Below are 2,787 nucleotides of genomic sequence, written 5' to 3' on the forward strand. Positions count from 1 at the left end.
GCTTGCGGCGCATCAACCACGCCCGGATGTTGCGCTGGTGGCGCGAAAGGACCAGCAACGGCAGCACGATGAGCCACCCCCCGACGAGCTGCGAGACCCCGGGCACCACCCCTGCCGCCCCGGCCACACCCACCGTGGCGACGACGAGCATCGTCACGACGGAGGCCTCACCGACGAACGGCAGCACCGTCTTGGCCAGCACGAACACGACGACGGCCCCGAGCGCGACCCCGGGTGCGATCGCGAGCAGGGCCCCGAGCGCGCTGGCCACCCCCTTGCCGCCCTTGCCGCGCAGGAACGGGCTGAACATGTGACCGAGCACGACGGCGGTGCCGGCGACGATGGCCGCCAGCGTGCCCATGGTGCGCAGCACCAGCAGGCTCGGAAGCCAGGCCTTCGCGACGTCGAGGAGCAGCACGACGACACCCCAGCGCGGGCCGAGCACCCGAGCGGCGTTGGTCGCACCCGGGTTGCCCGAGCCCGACGAGCGCAGGTCACGGCCGAGCGCGCGGGCGAGGATCGTCGCGGGATTGATCGATCCCACGAGGAAACAGAGTGCGGCGACCCCGCACAGCTGGATGACGGACGTGCCCATCGGTCAGCGCGCCACCGCTGGCGGCCCACCCGGAGGCACGAGGGGCACGACGCGAGGCACCACCGCCACGGCGAGCGTTCCCGGCCCGACATGCGCCCCGACGACGGCACCGAGCTCGACGACGACGACCTCGGTTCCCGACCCGAGCCGCGCCCGCAGCCGCTCGGCCAGCCGCTCGGCCCGTTCCGCCGAGTCGAGGTGGTGCACGGCGACATCGACTCCGGCGCCAGCACCACCAGCACCAGCACCACCAGCACCGATCGCCTCGGCCGCCTCGACGGCGAGCTCCTCGAGGCGGGCGATCGCGCGCGACGACGTCCGCACCCGCTCCAGCGGCACGATCTGGCCGTCGCGCAGCCCGAGAATCGGCTTGATCGCCAGCGCGGAACCGAGCATCGCCCCGGCCTTGCCGATCCGTCCACCGCGGCGCAGGTACTCCAGGGTGTCGACGTAGAACATGACGCTCGCTCCGGCGCACGTGGCGCGAACGGCATCCGCGACCTCCCCGGCCGATGCCCCACCGGCGGCCAGCCGCGCGCCCGCGAGGACCGCGAACCCCATCACCATGCCGAGCGCTCGCGAGTCGATGACCGTCACCGGGATCGGCGCCGCGCTCGCGGCGAGGTGAGCGCTGCCGATGGTGCTCGACATCGCCTCGGACAGGTGCACCGAGACCACCGAGTCGGCACCGGCGGCGGCCGCGGCCTCGTAGGCGTCGATGAACGCCGCCGGGGTGGGCCGCGACGTCGTGACCGGGGTGAACGCGCGCAGGGCGGCCGCCACGGCCGCGGGGTCGATGTCGACGCCCTCGGAGTGGGTGCGCCCGCCGACGACGACGTGCAGCGGCACGACCCGGATGTCGAGACCGTCGAGCAGCGCTGACGGCAGGTAGGCCGTGGAGTCGGTGACGAGGGCGGTGCTCACCCGAGCAGGGTAGTCGTCGGTCGTCGCCCCGACAGGTCGCAGCGCCCGGATGCCGATGGGCAGGTCACGCGTTCTTGCGCGCCGCGATCTTGGCCGCCCGCTCCTCGCGCTTCTCCACGAACCGGGTGGCCTCGGCGTCCAGGGCGGCGACGGCTGCGGCCAGCTGCTCGCGGGCAGCCTCACCGTCGGCGTCGAGGCCCTCGAGCTCCCAGATGCCCCACTGCCGCAGCAGCGGCTGCACGATGTCGTCGTGGTGGATGCGCAGGTCGTAGATGCCGGCCATCGCCATCTGCACGGCCTTGCGCCCGAAGCCGGGGATGATCGCGCCCGGCATCTGGAAGTTGACGACCTCGTCGGTGATCGCCCGCATCGTCTGGTTGGGCGTCAGCTCGAGCGCCGCCTGGATGATGTTGCGGTAGAAGATCATGTGCAGGTTCTCGTCCTTGGCGACCCTGATCAGCAGCTTCTCCGCGATCGGCTCGTCGGTGAACTTGCCGGTGTTGCGGTGCGAGACCCGGGTGGCCAGTTCCTGGAACGACACGTAGGCGCAGACGTTGAGCAGCGGCTTGTCACCGGAGTCGTAGCCGGTCTCCATGGTGTCCATGCGGGCCCGCTCGAGCTCGTCGGGGTCGACCCCACGCGTGACGAGCAGGTAGTCGCGGATGCAGAACGCGTGGCGGCCCTCCTCGGCGGTCCAGCGGTTCACCCAGGCCCCCCACGCGCTGTCGCGGCCGAACGCGCGCTCGATCTCGCGGTGGTAGCTCGGCAGGTTGTCCTCGGTGAGCAGGTTGACCTCGAGCGCCGTGCGGGCGATCGGCGACAGCTGCGACTGCTCCACCGACCACGGCTCACCGCCGAGCTCCTTGAAGTCGCGGCCGAGCGACCACGGGACGTACTCGTGCGGCATCCACTCCTGGGCGGTGGCGAGGTGGCGGTTGAGGTTCTCCTCCGCCACTGGCTCGAGGGCAGCGAGCAGTCGTCCGGTGTCGAGATCGGCCATGAGTCCTCCTCGGGATCGGCTGTGACCGGCGTCACCTCCGTGGAGTCTCACTCTGCACCGTCACGGCCGCGCAGACCACCCCAGTCGCGCGGCGTTTCCCGGATAACCTCTGCGGCATGGCTGCCGGCGACTGGAAGGACATGTTCGGTGCCGCGTGCGCCGGCGACGAGGAACTCGTGCTGCACCACCTGGCCCGCGGCGTCGACGTGGACTTCTCGCACGCCGAGTACCAGTCGACCGTGCTCGTCGCCGTCATCGACCTCGGGCA

The 2,787-nt window shown here is 71.7% G+C and carries 3 protein-coding genes; all 3 read right to left on the reverse strand.

Going from position 1 to position 2,787, the window contains the following annotated elements; all coding sequences use genetic code 11:
* The coding region (locus tag PLL68_RS10935; protein ID WP_324534009.1) for a glycerol-3-phosphate acyltransferase at window positions 1-595 on the reverse strand (595 nt) is incomplete at its 3' end.
* 3 nt (window positions 596-598) lie between these two features.
* Window positions 599-1,519, reverse strand: a complete 921-nt coding sequence (locus tag PLL68_RS10940) for a DegV family protein (protein ID WP_324534011.1) — start codon at window positions 1,517-1,519, stop codon at window positions 599-601.
* A 64-nt stretch (window positions 1,520-1,583) separates the two neighbouring features.
* Entirely contained in the window at window positions 1,584-2,519 is a 936-nt protein-coding gene (locus tag PLL68_RS10945; RefSeq protein ID WP_324534012.1) for an acyl-ACP desaturase, read from the reverse strand.
* Window positions 2,520-2,787 lie beyond the last annotated feature (268 nt).

This window comes from Ornithinibacter sp. (assembly GCF_035443565.1).
Lineage (GTDB): Bacteria > Actinomycetota > Actinomycetes > Actinomycetales > Dermatophilaceae > Fodinibacter.